Source organism: Phocaeicola sp. GP0067 (genome assembly GCF_031119655.1).
Taxonomy (GTDB): Bacteria; Bacteroidota; Bacteroidia; order Bacteroidales; family Bacteroidaceae; genus Phocaeicola; species Phocaeicola vulgatus.
This window is the reverse complement of record NZ_JAVHZY010000038.1, coordinates 1-18685: the sequence shown is the minus strand read 5'-3', so window position 1 is coordinate 18685 and position 18685 is coordinate 1. Positions and strand designations below refer to the sequence as shown.

Sequence of the window (18685 nt, the reverse complement as noted above, 5' to 3'; positions counted from 1 at the left end):
GATTAGCTATCGAGGTTTTCTGCTTTTAGCAGGTTACGGAAAGTCTATTTTCGGGTGGTTTCAGAGGGTGCATGTAAACCAAGATGTAAACCGAAAATTCATTATGAATGCCTGTGTTTCAGTAGTTTGCTACAAATCTAAGACATTATCCAATGGTGAAAATCCATTGATGCTCCAAGTATCTAAAGGAGGAAAGCGTAAATACCAAAGTTTAGGCATATCCATCAATCCTAAATATTGGGACTTCACACGAAACAAACCTAAGCCTAACTGCCCTAATAAAGAATATATCCAAAAGATTATCTTGGATAAACAAAGGGAGCTACAACAACGCATGTTGGAACTAAACAGCGAACAAAAAGAATACACTACCACCACTTTACTCAATAATGGGAATACAAAGTTTGAGCTAAAAACAGTCAGTATGTTCTACAAGGAACTTATAGAGCAATACACACGGGGGGATAAATGTGGAAACCGTCTTATCTATAAAGGCTCATTCAATTCACTCAAAGTTTTCACTAATGGGAAATTGGATATTCCATTTAATGAAATAGATATTGCTTGGCTTAACAAGTATGAGAAGTGGCTACGCTCCAAAGGTAATAGAGAAACTACAATCAGCCTACTTTTTCGCACGCTCCGTAGTGCATACAATAAAGCTATCAAAGCAAAGTGTGCCCGAAAGTCCGATTATCCGTTTGATGATTACAAGATTAACAAATTCGATACCACTACCCAAAAGAGAGCCATTGCCAAAACAGACGTGCTGAAATTCACAACAGAAGTGCAGCCCATCGGAAAGCAACAGTATATGGAGTTGAGTAAAGACATATTCGTGTTCAGTTATCTATGCGGTGGAATCAACTTCACAGATATAGCTAATCTAACAAACGAGAATATTCAGAATGGCAGATTACACTATATTCGTCAAAAAACAAAGAAACTGATTAAAATAGGAATACCACAAGAAGCCATGCAGATAATCGAAAAGTATTCAAAAGAAAGTAAAGGCTATCTGTTTCCGATTTTAGACAGTAAGATACATAAGACCGCCCTACAAAAACAGAATAGAATACATAAGATATTAGGAAAGGTCAATAAGAATCTAAAACTACTTGCCGCACAGCTTGGAGTTGAAGCCAACTTGACAACCTATGTCGCCCGGCACTCATTCGCAAGTGTCCTAAAGAAATCGGGAGTAAACATCGCATTGATAAGTGAAGCATTGGGTCATTCAGACTTAGCCACCACTCAAATATACTTAGATAGTTTCGATAACGAGCAAGTAGATGAAGCCATGAAGAACCTGCTATAACGAAAAAGAAGTCTGTAATCCGCAAAAGATTGCAGACTTTTCTTTTATTTTGCAGCATAACTAATAACAACCGTACTATGTCAAAAGAAGAACTGCATCAGATAAAAGAATTGCCCGATTTGAAAGTGGCTTGGCATGAAAGTTACAAATGTCTAAATGAACCTCTATTAGAATACGTGTGGGAAGTAGCCAACCATTTCCTGCCCGATTATGAAGATATGTCCGCTGCACCTGCCATATTCGCCAACAGATATGCAGAAAGAAACTTATCCGTTGAAGAAAGATACGAGAGAACACAAGAAATGAGAACTTTCAAAGGAACTTTGGAAGAATACAAGAAACGAGAATACAGAAAGCTGGATGATTCTTTCAAAGAGAAATTTCTGACCAACGAAGATTTACAGAATACCATTGAAGCGTATAAGTTAGACGTTAGTAAGTTTTGGTATCTACTTCTGTTCATATATGATTTTATAGAGGATATTGGCACAAATGCACCTGCATTGAACAAGTCTGTATTGGAGGACTTTAGCTATTTTCATGCCAATCTGCTGGAAGCTACAAGCATCACCTTAAAGAAGGACAATAAGAAAAGCTATGTTATTGAAAGAGAGGGCACAATCAGAATCATTCAAGCAGCCTTGCAGCATTTTGTCAATACATATAGCGATATTATACATAGTGAACAAGACAGAGAAGCTATGATTAAACAATTAAATGATATAGGTTTGGAGGGCTTTATCAGAAATGACTTATCGTCAAAAATCAGCTTTACGGACAAGTTCAGTCTTGACATATCTTATAAGAAGTGGAAGTTTACGGATATGTTTCTGTTCTTCATTGAGAGAAGAAAGGCTACCACCATACCCAATAAAAAGGTAAAGGTATCTAAAGACAAGATGATGCTTGTTTCAAGGCTTATCTATACAGTTGGCTATGATGGCAAGAGGTATAATGAAGAATACGATTTAGAGGGCAACAAGAACAGAATGTTATCCAATCTCCTTAGAAGATACAAGAACGAGATATTTCCGTCTGTTATAGCTAATAACTACATGGTAGTCTCATAAACAACATACATAAAACCATAGTAAAAATGCGTACTGAAAGGGCTGTCCTTTTTGGTACGCATTTTTTTTGCGTACTGGAATGGGCACGTTTTCTACACACATGGGCATTCGGCAAATTCCTTTGTCACCCCTAAATTCCTACCTAATTTTGCATCATCAAAAGGGAACAAACGAGTGAGTGCGCATTACCTTGGGTAGTTACCAATTGATATTAATGTTTAATCTCTAATGTCTATAAATATGGCAAAAGAAGTAAAGGCTGCGACCTTAACCGTAACAGAGTTAGTTAACGCTACAGAAGTAGCAAGTATTGAACAATCAAATACCAATAACATGGAAAAGAAAGAAATATCTGAGAATGGAAACGCTGCAAATGCAGCAAGTAATGAACTTAAATCATGGGGAAAAGACATGGGAGTTAAACCTACCACTGTTAAAGCTCGTATTAATGGTGAAGTGCAAACGATTATCGTAGCCCATACAGAATACGGGATGAGGCATGACAAGAAAATGGATAAGATGTTAACAACGGCAAACAGGGATAAACTGCTTACGCCAAGATACCACTTCTGCAAGCCGGATATATTTTGGAAAGAGGGATATAACCTTTTTGACAACAATGGGGAACTGATAGAGCAAGGTACGACAAATGTTCTTACTCACTGTGAGACCCCCGAAACTTCGGAAAGAATCTATATTGATGATTTTTTGGAAGATGTGGAGATACACGATTTTGAATCCGTTGCCGACTATGCACAGCATATAGGTGAGACAGTCTTAATCAGCCGTATGCCGTCTAAGGTAGAAGAAATGGGCATCGCAGCATTGGCTACCGGAGATGAAGCTGTAAAAGAAGCATACGAATTTGCAATAGAAAATGGCATAACATACACACAATCGTTAGGCTTCATGGCTGGAGAAATGAAAGCTGCTACATTGAAATTAATGATGCGTGGCGTCAAAGCCAAACCTACATTGGCACTTGGACGTACAAAAGAACAAGCCCAAATGCTCTACGATGAATCATGCAAGAGCTTAGGTGAAGGAGAATCTAAAAAACGTTATGTTCCCCGTGCACTTAACATCATTCTAAAGAAAGAAAAATTTAGCTTTGATATGGTAATTGAAGCATTGAGAACTATTCCGTCAAGTGAGGTGACAATGGCAAAACTCGCAGATTGCGGAGAGAAAGAGGCTTGTATTGCAGGAGCACTCATAAGTTGGATTCTCACGTTACAACGTCAAAAAGAGACAAAAACCGCTGCATAGCAAGCTGAAACGGAAGCCTACATGAGAGGTGGGCTTCTGTTGAATCAAATTCAATGGCGGTAGATTTTTCAATTCCGGGCATATAAAGTAAAAATTTTCTGAAAGCCTACCGCCCTGAATAATTCAGTAACAAGATATAATATTGTAAATAAAAAGATTATGAAAATAATTAAAACCATATTGCATAAAGGCGAGTGGTTGCTTGACGCATTAAAACGTATGGGCTGCAACATGATACCTACCAATACCATTCTGAACAAGACCTTAACGGGACTTGGGGCTACCCACAGCGAGATACATTCAAAACGCAACTCTATAATCATAGAACCGAATGTACCCGTGATACTTGGCAAGCTGAATGAGAACGAGAATTTGGAAGCGGTCTATGAAAAGTGTACTCCTTACAAGATTGAGAAGTACCTCAAAATGGATATTCCATACAAGAAGATTATAACCACTCCCGAAAGTTTCCCGAAAATAAGAAAGGCAGCACAGAAGTTGAACATCAACATCTATAAGGAATATTTCTGCTTGTTTGACGAGTGCGAGAAACTGACACAAGACGTGGACTATCGGAGAAAAATCTCACAGCCGATATACGACTTCTTCCAATTTGAGCAAAAAGCATTTGTTTCCGCTACACCTTTGGAAATGTCTCATCCCGAATTTGAACGACAAGATTTCCAACTGATACGGATTGTGCCGGACTACGACTACAAGAAAGATTTGGAGTTGATTGTCACCAACAGCTATTACAAGCGGTTACGGATTGTCTTGGACAACCTAAAGAACAGCAAGCATATCTGCATATTCTTCAATGTGACGGATGGGATAGCTGATTTGATTGGCAAATTGGGTGTTACGGACTATAAAGTGTTCTGCTCCCAACAGAGTGTGAATAAGTTGAAGAAAAGAGGACTGGTAAATGCGTACTCACAGATTGACTACCCTTTGGCTAAGTACAACTTTTTCACTTGCCGTTTCTATTCCGCTTTGGATATTCGCATAGGCAGATATAAACCGGACATACTTATGTTGACGGACTTGCGTACCGCACAATGGACTATGATAGACCCGTTCACGGAAGCTATTCAGATACAAGGTCGATTCCGCAGAAAAGGGAATGATGATGTCACCTATAACTCACTTACCCACATCACAACGGTAAATCCGAATATCCATATCCGTAGCAATGAGGAAATAAGGAACAGAGTAGAGCAGTTCATTACCAATTACAACCTGTTGAAAGGACAGCAGGAAACGGATGAATTTAAAAAAGGTGCTATACTTGAAGATATGGAAAACATGAAATATCAAGACTTGATAGACGAAAGAGGCGAGATTAATCCGTTCTCCATAGACAACCTTTATAATGAGGAACGGGTAAGGAGCTATTACCAGTCCGCAAATAAGTTGTACCAAGCATACCTTGGCACGGGCTTCTTCAACGTCACCTACAACAATGTGACTGAATGCGTGGGGGACGATGACATGGAAAAGCTGAACAACACCAAAATTGCCACCGAACAAAGGAAGCAGTTGCTACACCTGATTGTGCGGTTGGAAGAATGGTTAAAGAACGGCAGGATTACTTTGGAGGAAAAAGAGATGCTTCTGAACCAACTAAGACAACAGCCGGAATGTGACTATATTCTGACTGCCTACAACAAGATAGGCAAGGATGCGATAGTAAGTGCCGAATATAAGAAGCAGCTCATTGAGAAAAAGGTCAAAGAGTATGACAAGGCACAAGCCCAAAAGCTAAGATTCTCTCCTAAAGTCCTTAACGAGATAAAAGCGGAGTTCCCATTAGGGATATACCTGCCTAAAGAAGAGATAAAGCAGAGATTGGAGGTTATATATTGCGAGAATGGCATAAATTTCAAAGTGACACAGGAAACAATAAAAGAATATTATGATTGCAATTTATCCGGCTCAAAAGAGAAGCCATCATTCAAACTTAATTTCTTCAAGTTTTAGGCGGTATGTTTTTCGGGTGTGGGCATATAGGAGCGTTTTTTGTCAAAGACCTACCGCTAAGCTGAGAGGCTATATATTAGATAAAACGTTTATTATCAATCTTTTAAATACAACTAATTATGGGGCTAAATTTAAGTAATGGAAATATGTACAAGTTTGTTAACTATACTTGGAATCCCATCAAAGGCAAATGCCTGCACGATTGCAGCTATTGCTATATGAAAACAATGCCACAGTATCAGCACCTCATATTGGCAGAGAATGAGTTTAAAACAGACTTGGGAAATGGGAACCGTATTTTCATTGGCAGTACCACAGATGCGTTTGCAGAAAATGTTCCATCTGAATGGATAGTACGAATTTTGGATTACTGTTATCAGAATCATAATGCGGAAAAACCAAATGCTTATCTATTACAGTCCAAGAACCCCAAGAGGTTTTTGGAGTTCATCAACCATCCGATTATGGAACGTGTAATATTCTGCACGACCATTGAAACCAACCGTTTCTATCCGGAGATAATGAACAAAGCTCCAAGAATTGAGGAACGGGTGGAAGCTATGGAAGAGATAGCAAGGCTTGGACGCCCCACAATGGTAACGGCAGAACCTTTGATGCAGTTTGACCATGAAGAAGTGGTGTCTTTTATCAGAAGATGCAGCCCCAAGTTGGTGAATATCGGAAAGGAGAGCAAAGGGAGGGTCAAGCTGCCAGAGCCTACCCAAGAAGAAGTCCAGCAACTCATTGCGGAACTGAAATCGTTTGCCAATGTGAACGTGAAAGACAACGCTTTGATATGGCGCAAGTAACGGCAGAGAAAGAAAGTTGGAGGAAACCTGCAATATGGCGGAATCCAACTTTCGTTTTTTATTAGAGTTATATAGGCTATACTTTATAATATGCCACATACAGCCAATGACATTAAAAAGGCTACCTAATTAAAGAATCACCTATATGCAGTTTAGCTAAAAATCAAGAGAACAGATATATAAGGTACTTAGTACAGAAATCCCCCTCCCCATTCAGCCAGTGACCTAAAATATATAAGAGTGGCTGTCTTTACGGTTGGCAACCCCCTCAAGTCCCCCTCTGTACATTGATATAAAAAGAATTATTAATCATTTAAACTTTTATCAATATGAATAATTTAGTTATCATGCCAACAGAGAACAGAGAGAGAATGAATTTAGGTGAGTTTGCAGAAGAAGCAACCATTATTGAAGAAACTGCAATATCTAACAAGTCTTTACATTTCATAGAGGCAAACACCCAAGAAGCTACCTTGCAACATTTGAAAAATGACTGTATTACTCCCGTTTTTGCAAAAGACAATGAGCTTACAGTAAACCATGCTGCATTTATTGAAACTGTTTGGGAAGCTGCAAACTCCTACTACAATGGTGAGACTATTGGAACACCCGATATTCGTGTCTCTCATGTGATTAAGGGTCGTATTCCCGAAGCTATCCACAAACCTGCCAATCAGTTGTTGGAATCAGACAAAACAATCTACTATGAGAGGGCAGCTTTCAGTATTGACATTCCTACAATCTATGAAACGGTTGAGGGAAACAAGTTGAACCTTTCAATAGTAGGGGTCAGAGCCTATAATCAAATGAACTTATACAGCAAGAAAGTTCCAGAGTTGTTTAGGTTGGCTATTGGCTTTAAGAACCAAGTTTGTTGCAATATGTGCATCTTTACAGACGGTTACAAGGATGATTTAAGAGTGAGCAATACAAGTGAACTTTACCGTTCTGCCTTGGAGTTGTTCAACAACTACAATCCTGCCAAACATCTACATTTGATGCAACAGTTGGGCAATACTTCAATGAGTGAACACCAATTTGCACAAATATTGGGCAAAATGAGACTTTATCAGTGTTTGCCCAATGGCTACCAAAAGAGAATGCCAAGAATGTTGCTTACTGATACACAAATAAACAGTGTTGCAAAAGCCTACATTAATGATGAGAACTTTGGCAGCTTTGGAAATGACTTGAATATGTGGAAATTTTATAATTTGCTCACTGGAGCAAATAAAAGTTCATATATTGATAGTTTCTTAGACCGCTCTTTAAATGCTACTGAAATGGCAGTTGGAATTAATGCAGCCTTGCATGGGGATGAGCATTACAAATGGTTTATTGACTAATTAATGAGAGGACATCTATTTATTAGGTGTCCTTTCTTATCTATTTTACAAACCTTTTAAATAATGAGATATGGAATTACAAGAAAGCCGTGAATATAAGGCTGCAAAAGAATTGGAAAGAGCTTTGAATGATATGAGTTGGAATCCTCAAAAATTTGCTGAAAGTACAAGATATTATCACCGTACATTACAGCAGGAATTAATGAAAGCCATTGTGGCAATCATTAAAATGGTTGGTGATAAGGGGTACAGAACAGACCTTAGAAATCAAGCCTCACATGAACTTTGCAGAAAGATTATTGACAGTGGGGTATTGGATGATTGTTACTTGCCTTTTATATAATGTAATGAGAGGACATCTATTTATTTAGGTGTCCTTTCTTTTTTATTCACTTAAAAATACTACAAAATGGAAGATAATGGAAAATTGATTTTATGGGGTACATTGGTAGTTATACTACTGATAATAATTGGCATCATTAATCCCTTTTTGCTGATACTGATTATCACTATCTTTACTTATCTGCAATCTTAGTTACACTTTCTAATAGAAGTGAAAGTAATTTGAGAATCAATCTATTACAGAATGATTCCCGAATTTACTTTCACTTTTATAGTTAAACCTACAAAATTGAAACAACATGAGTTTGAAGAACAGCTATACAACAAGTGACTGCCTACAATGGGACAGTGCCACAAACTTGGTGAGAAAGTTATATAGGGATAAGAATTATAGAATAAGCCTGCTTGTTGGGTGTGGCATATTCTTTGGTCTCCGTATTAGTGACCTATTACAACTTACTTGGGAAATGCTTTTGAGTAAGGATGCAAAGTTTACCATTACTGAAAAGAAAACAAGCAAACGTAGGGAAGTGAGAATTAATAAGGAGTTTCAGAAGCACATTAAAGACTGTTATACAGCTTTGGATATTCAGAACTTGAATGAGTTCTGTTTTTTATCGGGAAAAGGTAAGAACAAGGTCTATTCTATCCAATGGATAAACATTGTACTTAAAGAGCTGAAAAGCAAGTACAATTTAAAGATAGACCATTTTTCTACCCACTCACTTAGAAAGACTTTTGGCAGGAAAGTATTTGAATCCTCTGAAAATGCAGAATTGGCTTTAGTTAAGCTGATGGAACTGTTTAATCATAGTTCAGTTTCGATAACAAAACGCTATCTTGGTTTAAGGCAAGAAGAACTATTAAATACTTATGACTGCCTAAGTTTCTAATAATAACTAAAGAAGGGAAGAAAGTCTTTTAAAATCTTCCCTTCTGTAACAAATCAATTAAATATCAATAGAAATAAATAAAATGCTAAATTTGCAGTAGAAAAAAGCCTATATATATGTTTGACTCTATAACAATACATTACATACCTAAACAACACTCCATAGGTAAGTTAGCAGAGTGCTTACTTTTCTATGATGAGGTGAATATTATTTTGCGTCCTAATAGTTTGGCTCACTTGTTGCAAAATATAGGAATAAATGAGTTGGATGATTTAAGAGCTTTTGGGCTTAAAATATACATTGCCACAGATTATTTTGCTGCAATGCCTATTGGAAGTGGTACGAGAATAATGTTACTTCAAACTCCACACACTGATATGCATTATAGAATGATTGAAATGGCTATGAAAGAATATTTTCAAACGGACGTGATTGCTGGAAAAGTAAGAAGAAGGATTATTCGATATAAAGACATAACCCAAGCTTTTAATTTTCCTAAGGAAGCTTTAGCCGAACTAACTAATTCAACTTTATATTGTAATTTTTACAAGAAAGTATTATACAAAGAATTTGATGAATTAGGTATTGAAGAATTGTATCTTTCAAATTCAATTGAATATACTTTTGAAAACAGCAATAACTGTTATCTTCTTAAGAGTAATTTAAATATCAATGAACTAAATGCACTTGCAAAAAGAAAAGGCTTAGAATATGAATTTAATTTTAGCCAACAAGGATTTCTTCTTTCTTTAGTTAGTGCATTCTCTGATATGATAATAGCCGCCAATAAAAATAGTGACTTACTGACATCAACTTCATGCTCTTTGATTCTTTCACAAAAGCTTTCCGATATTATACAAAAAACAAATAAGAATCTTAACTCAGTTAGTGCATTTCAAAGGATTATTCTTCCCGAATCAAAAGATATAGAGACTATTATTAATTCAAAAGAAAAGCCTTTTTATGATTTTATAAAACTCTTAGAAAAAGCGCAAGAATTCAAAAAATGGAAAAAAGAGATTCCCGAAGAAAAAAATTTTATAGAAGAATATACTAAAGCGATTTCTAAAAATAGTACTTGGATTGAGAGATTACCAATTAAAATAATGCGTTTCATCATTTTTGAATCTTTAGGCGCAACATTAGATATGTTAGGCTCTAATGGCTTGGCATCATTAGGACTAAGCAGTTTCGACAGTTTCATAATAGATAAACTTATAAAACGATGGAAGCCAAACCAATTTATATCTAACAATTTAAGGAAATTTCTCTGCTAACAATAGATTCTAACATAGCTAACTTAGTAATGGTGCAAGCGTAAGAAAAAGCCTCTTAAAAAATGCCGCAATTATGCTTGTATTTTCCAATATGTGGATTTTGAGGAATAATTTAAAATTCTGAACAGCCGTACTAATCTGCAATATCAGAAAAACAGTTATAATATTTATAACTAATAGTAGGTATGGGTTTTAAAAATTATCGTCTTATATATCCACTTCTAATTTTCATACCGCTATTGAGTTACACAGATTAGATATTGATTTTACTGATTACTTAGTTAGACTGTAAACCTATATACCTTATATATAATAGAAGATATTCATTTTTCAATCTGTAGAAACTACAGGTACTTTTTTCGGGAAGAAATCTTCTTATAGTCCCCGTTCAAAAAAAGTACCTGCTTATGCAATTACGAAGAAAAAGGGGCAATATTGCCTAATACCTTACTACAAATATGTTTTGGAACACTTAGAACTGCATTTATCAGTGTTTTATCTTTAGCTATTCAAAACCTTTTGCTAACTTTGCAACAATTTCAGAGGTCTTAATGTGTTAAGGCACTGAAAGGACATATTTAACGAAAGGTGTTATTGAGATTATCTTCTAAAGTCAAATCTCGCAAATTTGAAAGTAGTATGAAGATGATAGCGATAGCACCCCACCATTTGATATATACCTGCCTTATATCTATAAGGCTCTTAGATATTGTCAAAATTGGTGTGGGTTGCTATTGTTTTATCCATACTACAGGCAATGCGAGAGCCGGACTTTAGGATAAAGCAAATATAGTTCCCACACCTTATTTTATATCCGCTTCTTCGGGGAATTGGGAAGTACAATATTAGTGAGCAATGAAAAAGATTATTTCAATTTTAGCTTTTACAGTACTGCCAACAATTGCTTATTCACAACTTCCATTAGTTGAATACAAACCCGTAATAGTTGGCAAAAGCAATAACAACAGTAGCAACGAACATAACCGTGGCAATAGTAACGGGTATTTTCCGAATGTGCCTTCATATTCTACTCCTAACCGTTCTACCGCACAAAGCTATCAGACTGTAGGAGCATACTTCTTTGATGCAAGTTCACAAAATTTCAAAAGAACAAAAATCAAAATCAATTTAGGAGAATCTTATTCGGGAGAAACTGAAATCTATGTTCGGGCTGTATTAGACCGTTCTTTATATAGAGAAAGTTGGAGAGATTGTAATAACAGAGCCGTTAGGGTCAATGCTTTATTAGACAAAGAAATTATAGTGAATAACTTTGAATGGAAAGTAGAGCATACAACGTTGGGTACTATTTACTTTAACTACTAATTGTTGAAATTATGAGAACTTTTGTTTTACTACTGCTTACCTTATACTTTGCTCCCATATATAGTGTAAATATGGGAAATGACAGTGATATTTTTATGAACAGATTATCTGTAAACCAAGAATTTCAAGGCAATTTTTCATACAAATATGGTATGCGCAAAATTGACAAAGAATTATATATACACAATTTAGGAACTAATGTTCAATCCTATGTTGCAAGTAAGAATTGGAATGAATATAAACGTGAGGAATTTAGCAATGCGTATGAAAGGTATATGGACGCATTGAAAAAAGACAGACTTTCAGCTGATGATTTTGGAAACATAACAGATTCTAAAGGAGAATTGGGCAATGTTGATGGGGATGATTATTGGTACAATAATAAAGGAAATAGAATAAGTGGTGCGGAGTACAGAGCTTTAAGTGTACGCAAACAAAAGAAGTATCGGGCTTTTTATGCCAATAAAGAGGTTGCTACATATTTCAATGAAATTGCCAAAGCAATAGTAAACAGAAGATATTCACACAACATGTAAATAGTATTAAGTATGAACAAGTTAAATAAGTGCATATTGCTTTTTATCATGCTATTCCTCAATACTACTTATCTATTTGCAGACATTGGTAATCGTGGTAGATGGGATAACGGTGGAACTTCTAATTTTGGAATGTCCTTATGGGTACTTTTGGGTATTATCGCAGGAGGATTCTTTGCATATATCTTATTAAAGATGGCTTGAAAAATGGATTCAAAGATAAGGAACTGAACAAAACTGGGTGTATATCAATACTTGTTGCTGTTGTTGGATTATTGGTTTTAGTATCTATGTGTTCACATTAAATAGAAGTATGGTATGAAATTCAAAGTCCTAATATTCGCATTTACATTAATCGTATTCAGTATTAATCTATATGCTGATGAATACAAGTTTGATTATGCAGTTATTGACAACGAGAAAGTAACTACTGTAAGTGCTTCAAATATTACAGCCCATCTTGTTAGTGAATCTAAAGCCACTGTAACTTATAAAAATGAAACTGTTACTCTGACATCTAAAGATGGTTACGAATACAAAGGTTTTGGTGAAAGTGGAGTGGTTATCATTTCTAATAAAGTAAATGGTGTATTAAGCAGAATTACCATAGGAGGTACTTTTAGAGGACAAACCGTTATACTTGTTTATAAGCGGATTAATAGCAAATAACATCTTGATGATTATGGATATTTTCAAATCTATTGTATGCCTAATTATTGCGGTTATCATTTATTTTATAGTTGGGCTTATCGCTTGGAATATTGTATGCTCATGGGTTGATATATCATCTTGTACATTGGTGGAAATTAGTAATTATAGAATATACACATACTCTGGGATTGCCTTTATTTCCACAATTATAGCTGAAATAAGAGCTGGAATAAAAAATGGGCGTGACATGGATGGAGCATGTACAATTCTATTTGTCATTGGGTTTCTTGCATTTATGGCTAATCATTGGGAAAGTATGTGGGATAGTGTCGCTGTTATCCTAACCATTTTATACAATATTATAAACGTTACGGTAATGGCATACTGTTTTTATAAGAGCAATGAATAACATTTCTATTTACATAAACTACCATGAAAAATACTATTATCCTTTTAATTAGCATAGCTACATTCATAGCTTGCGCCAAACAAAAAACGGAACAAGTTTCTACCATAGACAGCACTTTACAAGTAAGTGTTGATTCTATCCTGCAAAACAAGCTATCCGAACTTGATGCAACAATAGGGCAAGTTATTGTAATGGAAGTGCAGACGGGAGAAATTAAGGCTTCTGTTGGTTCTGATTCTATTCTGCAAGAATCGGGATTAGTGCGTACCACTTCACTCTTGGCAGCATTAGAAACAAAGGCGGTTAAACTATCCGATACAATAGACGTTGCAGATGGGGTTTTAGCTATTGGAAAAGATACATTGTGCGACCATAATTGGCATAGGAGTGGATATGGAAAAATCACAGTAGAACAAGGTTTTGCTTTCTCGTCCAATATTGCCAATTACAAAGCGGTAAGAAAGGCATTTGACAATGAACAAACCTTTGCGGAAGCACTTGCAAAATACGGTTATCAAGTAAAAGACACAAGCCTTGTCTATAATTCTTTAGGTTATGGTATACCCACTACTCCGTTGCAGAACTTGACTTTCTTTAATGCAGCAAGCAAGACAGCCATTAAGCAGGCATTGGAGTACGCTGTTTCTGATGGATTAGCCAAGCCTGCCCAATCTGATAAGGTTAAAGTAGCAGGAGCAACGGGAACAATCCAACTTTCAAATGGAGAATATGCCGTAGAATTTTGCGGTTACTTTCCTGCCGATAATCCGAAATACAGTGTTATCGTTACCATTAATAAGAAGGGATTACCTGCAAGTGGTGGACTGATGGCAGGTGATGTGTTTAGGCAGATTATTGATATAATGAATGAAAGGTAATGAGAAGATTGCTATTTATCATTATTGGATTATTTAGTTTAGCAGCTTGCAAAACAGACAAAACATCTGTTCTACTGGATTTTGAATGTTTCAATCAGCCACATATTTACATCAAGTACAAACAGCCTATAAACGGATATACAGTAAAAGTAATGTGGCTGCAAAATGGTGAGGTAGGTAACGCTCTATTCTGTTTAGAGAAACAAGGAGTACAATATTACTACTTTGCGGAGAAATGGACTGATAAGATTCTATATGATAAAGGTAACACATATCCGAACAATACTGTTATAGAGCTGGATTATACGACTAAATTAGAAAGTGAAGAATACCTTTCGGATAATTCTCCTTTCTTCTTTTCCGATGTTGATTTTGACGGAGAAGATGAGTTCATTATCAACCGCTATAAAAGTGGTTCAAGGGATTCCAATGCTTATGACGTGTACGATGTCAGCCCATACGGTTACTTTATACAGAAAACAGAAGTACCATTTACAGAATTAGAAAATGGGCAGTGCAAGTTTGATTCAAAGAACAAGACCATTACTGTTTACGGCTCTAATGGATGGAACAATACTATCAATCATACATACCAACTAAAAGGAATAAATTTGAATTAGTACAATCGGAATAACTATTTAAATATCAAACAGAAATGAAAACATTTAGATTAATTGGAATGGCTTTATTAGCCGTAGTAATGTGTGTGAATTTCACTTCTTGCAGCAATGATGACGAAGAAGAAAGCAACGGTGGTAAATCAACGCAAGAACTGTTACAAGGGGTATGGTATGATGCTTATACTGATGGTTATCCCTATTTTATAGTTGAGAAAGGCTATTGCTATTTTTCAAATCAACCATCAACTGTATATTATGGAGAGAAGTACAAGTACACTTTTGATTCTAAAAACAACATGCTGATGTGCTATGGATATGATGAAGAAAGTGACACCTACGATAATGAGCCTTGGTATATAAGGGTTAAATCTGTATCAGATACCAAACTTATTATAGAACTCTTGAATGACGACAATCAGACCGTTGATGATACAAGAGATTGTGTAAAACAATAGCAGACCACTACTTGACAGACAAAAAGCCAACCTACCCATTTGAAGTATATACTTCAAACAACGGATAAGTTGGCTTTTTCAGTTCTGAACAAACATCTTATTAACTACAAAACTATGTGTTTCACAAGCATATTTATAGATGCAGAGAACACAAAACAATAAGAGTAGATTTTTCAGCAGGTAGATTTTTAAGAAGATATAGCTTTATATACCTACTACTGATTTTTATACCGATACTATATTATGCAATGTCAATACAATATATGAATACTTTTTCAGTAGGGAGAAAGCTACTTTATACTATTATATACTATATCAGTAGATAGATAAAAAACTGATAGTCAAAAGCAAAACTATAAGAAAGAATCATTGGATAACAGCACAATATTGACTAACTTTGTGGTGCAGTTCAATGCTGCAAAGAGATTATTAATTTATTGTTGAATTTATCTTGTTTACGTGTAAACCAACATGTAAACCGCAACTTGAAAGGACTTCTTCTAAGAAGATATAAGCGGCAGTAGCTCAGTTGGTAGCTGACGAAGGCGAAGCCTTTGGCAGCCGCAGAAGAGCATCAGCTTCCCAAGCTGAGGGTCGCGGGTTCGAATCCCGTTTGCCGCTCCAAAGAGAATTCTGATAGTCAGGTAGTTGGCTATCAGAATTCTCTTTTTTAGCACTATTTGAGGAAGATGAATACAGGTGGTTTGAACATCATTATGTAAATTGATTGAGCAGTATATGGCTAATGAGAAATATGGGAACAGATTTGTTTATAAAGGCCCATGCAGTATATTCATACGCTAAAGTATCGGCACTTACACGAATTGCATCTGCATTGCTGCTTTCTATAACGATTTTCCTTGGTTGGATTGATGTGTACATCCGATAATGAAAAGACAGGAGAAATATGAAAACGTTATTTTCATAATCTCAAATTATATGTGAAGAAACAATGTCTTTAGAAAAGTAATAAAAAGTGCAATCCATCAATAATCAGAATTGCACTTTTATTTTCCACTAATTTATATTCTTAATTTTCTTTTTTGAGGGATATCCAAAGATACAAAAACTAACTGATTAGCAATAATTTAACTTGAATAGGTTGTATAATTTTGTACTATTGAAAGAATATCCCTAAACATATTGGATTTACTGGGTACAGATATAGAGAAAGTCCTTATTTTTTGATAATCAGTCAGAAGCTTCTTTATTAATTGGTGCAAAAATGCCAAGTACACACATTACAACTCCAGTTCAACCACAAATATCCATTTCCCTATTTTTAAATTCCCAGACACAGCCAGATCAATAGCCGCTTCGTTATTTTTTGTCTTGTCAGTCAAGCCGACACATAAGGTATACTTTCCCTGCAATTCTGCCGGAATATTAAACCGACTCAAATAATTGTATGATATTCCCTTCAACCATTCGGAAGGTTCTGCTTCCGGTTCTGTATAAAGAAATACAATTTCCTTTTTTTCATTCATCAAAACAAAACTAACCTGATATTTATAATTCCAATTGGGATGATTATTAGGCAATACACCCACACCATAGTTTTTCCATGAATGAAACAAAGTCAACGTTTTGTGGTCTTGCTCCACCTTTATATAGTCCGGATAAAGACGATAACCGCCTAAAGTTATAAAACGCTGAACTTGGTCCGGCAGCTCTTCTATCCAGAATTTGCACTGTAAAGGCATACGCAAATCCAGCGTGTTACAATGGCTGTCCAAAGCATCAGTCACAGAAACGGTAAAAGCTTCTTTGAAATCGTTCATGGCAAAACGTTTGTCTCCTTGGAAATGCTTGTATTTTGAGTTATCACCATCTTGTGCGTTAAACCACCAGCATCCCTCACCAATAAGAGCTCTTTTTGGGAAAAGTTCGTCATGCACCATCGCACGTTCTTCATTAGAAAACCAAAAACTGCCTATACCATCCCTGCGAGGAAGAAACCCCAGCTTGTCATATACTAGCGGCTTGGAAAACCTGTAGTCGCTCTGCGAAAGATTCATTACCGTAAGCACTTTTTTGAAGTGTCTTGCATACGATTCGGTTATCTGTCGGATAACGCTTTCCAGATTATCTTGCTTTTCGAGTACCAGTCCATGTCCTTCTCCCCATCTTCCCAATCCATATGCATCAATATAATCTACCTCATCCGGATTGTCATATTCCTTTGCAAAAGCCTCTATGAACTTGTCCAGCTTTTCAAGGAATACTGGATTATCATAATAAGGCTGGGTTTTGCCTTCATCGTCTATTGGGCTTTCTGTGGCTCCGGCTTCGTACACATAGGACGGTACTCCGTCTACACCATGAAAGAACACCCTGAAGGCCAGTTTAAGCCCTTTGTCTTTGGCTTTTTGTATATACCATTTATACCGTTCATTGTAAATCCATGCATATTTGCCCTCCTCGGGTTCCAAATCTTTCCACAGCATTCTGATGTACAGAATATTGGAATAATCAGCTGCTTTGCATTCTTCCATCTGTTTCCAAAAAACTTCGGGAGTATAGATGTTGCTTTTATTGTGGCGTGTTCCCTGAAAAGATCAGCCTTCTTCGTACATCATCCATCCCATGGCAGGATTTTTCAGTACGGTGGTCAAATCCGGGCTATAGTTTACCCATTTGTTCATTTGGGCTTGAAGTGAGGCGGATCCCAATAGGTGCATGCTGCACAAAAGGATTGCGGTTAGGCGTAAAATGGAAATACTTTTCATGATTAGAATTAATATTATTAAAAATGTATTTTATAAAATCATTACAAAAGGTTTTTGATAAAAAAATAATCTGAGTCATTGCATGAGAGTTAATGAAACGATATACTTTTATGTCCATTGCTAAGACATTTTTTCTTCTCTAGATCCTAATATTGAAAGATACCGCTTTCGTTACTTGCTAAAACTTCAGTTGAATTACCTTGATAAATGTTTATATTAATTATTAAAAGTAAAGTAATTAGAATTGCAATCGTTTTCATGTGTCATTATATTTAAAGTTTATATATAAGCAAATTTAAGGAATAATCTGTTACGTTGTTTTCAGTAATAGGACTTTAACTAAATTTCTTTTAGTTTTTTTTGACAACCTCAATAACATACTCTTTCGGATTGGCTATCAGTCATGCGTCTTTCTTTTGTTCTTTCAGAATGTTTGTGTCAATGACCCTGTATTACAATATTGTTTTAAATGTGTTGTATGTTGGTCTATATATAGTTTATTCTGTGCATTTTTTATGCATAAGATTTTTCTTTAAAATATTTGTTATAGCTTTGCTATCACAAATAACTGAATGTGTTTTTATTTTTAGATTCATTAAACTGGGATGTTGTAAGGCATCTTGATAAGTAAAGCAGTTTGTATTGAAAAAGGCAGGATTGGTGAATCCCGTCTTTTTATGTATCTTTTTGTTATAAGAATGAAGGTGTGTCAAAATGCGCACCTTCTTTTTTTATGCACAAAGCCCCGACTTTCACAAGCAGGGGCTTTGTTATTAC

At 35.8% G+C, this 18685-nt stretch carries 18 protein-coding genes, 1 tRNA gene and 1 pseudogene; 18 read left to right on the top strand and 2 right to left on the bottom strand.

Annotated elements, in window-relative coordinates; genetic code table 11:
* Positions 1-103: 103 nt before the first annotated feature.
* From RE317_RS19335 to RE317_RS19250, 18 genes and pseudogenes are all read left to right on the top strand, one after another.
* Complete coding sequence (locus RE317_RS19335) at positions 104-1318, top strand: site-specific integrase (protein WP_117873777.1); 1215 nt, start codon at positions 104-106, stop codon at positions 1316-1318.
* 77 nt (positions 1319-1395) lie between these two features.
* Positions 1396-2388, top strand: a complete 993-nt coding sequence (locus RE317_RS19330; RefSeq protein WP_165859767.1) for a hypothetical protein — start codon at positions 1396-1398, stop codon at positions 2386-2388.
* Positions 2389-2628: 240 nt separating this feature from the next.
* Positions 2629-3657: a hypothetical protein gene (locus tag RE317_RS19325; protein WP_117873754.1), complete on the top strand. Its 1029-nt coding sequence runs from the start codon at positions 2629-2631 to the stop codon at positions 3655-3657.
* Between the two features lie 159 nt (positions 3658-3816).
* A complete protein-coding gene (locus RE317_RS19320) occupies positions 3817-5637 on the top strand; it encodes a hypothetical protein (RefSeq protein ID WP_117873756.1) in 1821 nt (606 codons plus the stop codon).
* Positions 5638-5756: 119 nt separating this feature from the next.
* Entirely contained in the window at positions 5757-6446 is a 690-nt protein-coding gene (locus RE317_RS19315) for a DUF5131 family protein (RefSeq protein WP_117873758.1), read from the top strand.
* A gap of 329 nt (positions 6447-6775) precedes the next feature.
* Entirely contained in the window at positions 6776-7792 is a 1017-nt protein-coding gene (locus RE317_RS19310) for a DUF3871 family protein (protein WP_117889660.1), read from the top strand.
* Between the two features lie 70 nt (positions 7793-7862).
* Positions 7863-8135, top strand: coding sequence for a hypothetical protein (locus RE317_RS19305; RefSeq protein WP_117873760.1), 273 nt, complete (start codon positions 7863-7865; stop codon positions 8133-8135).
* Positions 8136-8433: 298 nt separating this feature from the next.
* The gene (locus tag RE317_RS19300; protein WP_117873762.1) at positions 8434-9027 is read left to right on the top strand and encodes a tyrosine-type recombinase/integrase; all 594 of its coding nucleotides are present in this window, start codon (positions 8434-8436) and stop codon (positions 9025-9027) included.
* Positions 9028-9143: 116 nt separating this feature from the next.
* Positions 9144-10304 (top strand): hypothetical protein, encoded by a 1161-nt coding sequence (locus RE317_RS19295; protein WP_117889663.1) that lies wholly within the window; start codon positions 9144-9146, stop codon positions 10302-10304.
* Between the two features lie 855 nt (positions 10305-11159).
* A complete protein-coding gene (locus RE317_RS19290) occupies positions 11160-11630 on the top strand; it encodes a hypothetical protein (protein WP_117873766.1) in 471 nt (156 codons plus the stop codon).
* Between the two features lie 71 nt (positions 11631-11701).
* On the top strand, positions 11702-12166 hold the full coding sequence (locus tag RE317_RS19285) for a hypothetical protein (RefSeq protein WP_234440281.1): 465 nt from the start codon (positions 11702-11704) through the stop codon (positions 12164-12166).
* 12 nt (positions 12167-12178) lie between these two features.
* Positions 12179-12370 carry a hypothetical protein gene (locus tag RE317_RS19280; protein WP_234440282.1) on the top strand — a complete coding sequence of 64 codons (192 nt, stop codon included), beginning with the start codon at positions 12179-12181 and terminating at the stop codon, positions 12368-12370.
* A 114-nt stretch (positions 12371-12484) separates the two neighbouring features.
* Positions 12485-12835, top strand: a complete 351-nt coding sequence (locus RE317_RS19275) for a hypothetical protein (RefSeq protein ID WP_117873770.1) — start codon at positions 12485-12487, stop codon at positions 12833-12835.
* A 7-nt stretch (positions 12836-12842) separates the two neighbouring features.
* Positions 12843-13226, top strand: coding sequence for a hypothetical protein (locus tag RE317_RS19270; protein WP_234440283.1), 384 nt, complete (start codon positions 12843-12845; stop codon positions 13224-13226).
* A gap of 23 nt (positions 13227-13249) precedes the next feature.
* Positions 13250-14104, top strand: a complete 855-nt coding sequence (locus RE317_RS19265; RefSeq protein WP_117873772.1) for a penicillin-binding transpeptidase domain-containing protein — start codon at positions 13250-13252, stop codon at positions 14102-14104.
* Positions 14104-14738 (top strand): annotated as a pseudogene (locus RE317_RS19260) (hypothetical protein). Before RE317_RS19265 ends, RE317_RS19260 begins: the two are co-directional and overlap by 1 nt.
* 21 nt (positions 14739-14759) lie before the next feature.
* On the top strand, positions 14760-15179 hold the full coding sequence (locus RE317_RS19255) for a hypothetical protein (RefSeq protein WP_117873773.1): 420 nt from the start codon (positions 14760-14762) through the stop codon (positions 15177-15179).
* Between the two features lie 514 nt (positions 15180-15693).
* Positions 15694-15803, top strand: a tRNA-Gly gene (locus RE317_RS19250).
* Between the two features lie 617 nt (positions 15804-16420).
* Here RE317_RS19250 and RE317_RS19245 read toward each other — a convergent pair.
* On the bottom strand, positions 16421-17674 hold the full coding sequence (locus tag RE317_RS19245) for a hypothetical protein (RefSeq protein WP_008781520.1): 1254 nt from the start codon (positions 17672-17674) through the stop codon (positions 16421-16423).
* Between the two features lie 63 nt (positions 17675-17737).
* Positions 17738-17908, bottom strand: a complete 171-nt coding sequence (locus RE317_RS19240) for a hypothetical protein (RefSeq protein WP_154577181.1) — start codon at positions 17906-17908, stop codon at positions 17738-17740.
* Positions 17909-18685: the final 777 nt, after the last annotated feature.